This is a genomic window from Flavobacterium solisilvae, assembly GCF_012911605.1.
Lineage (GTDB): Bacteria > Bacteroidota > Bacteroidia > Flavobacteriales > Flavobacteriaceae > Flavobacterium > Flavobacterium solisilvae.
Genome location: NZ_JAAMPT010000103.1, coordinates 1 through 303, shown reverse-complemented (window position 1 = coordinate 303; position 303 = coordinate 1). Strand labels below are relative to the sequence as shown.

The following is a 303-nucleotide window of genomic DNA, read 5'->3' as shown; positions in this document are numbered from 1 at the left end:
ATGTTCCGCCCGCTATTTGATTGGTTGCTAAGGTTAAATCGAATACTTCAAAGCCATCATTGTTTGGATCGCATCGTTCTAATGGCGTTGGTGTTACTGCCGTTGGTCCTTGAGTTACGCGCAATAATTGTGTGGTTGTGCTATAACATCCTGTGGCTATATTTTGTACACGAACATGAATAATTTCGTTGTCGTTTCCTAAATAAGCGGTTGCTGGTGTTATTGGATTTTGTGGCGTTTGTGCATCGATTAAACTGTTGTAATAGGTTACAATCATCCCTGGAACGCCGCCAGTAATTACAT

At 41.3% G+C, this 303-nt stretch carries 1 protein-coding gene; it reads right to left on the bottom strand.

What is annotated here, in order from left to right; translation table 11 throughout:
* On the bottom strand, positions 1-303 hold a 303-nt coding region (locus G6042_RS00485), incomplete at both ends, for a hypothetical protein (RefSeq protein ID WP_169522337.1).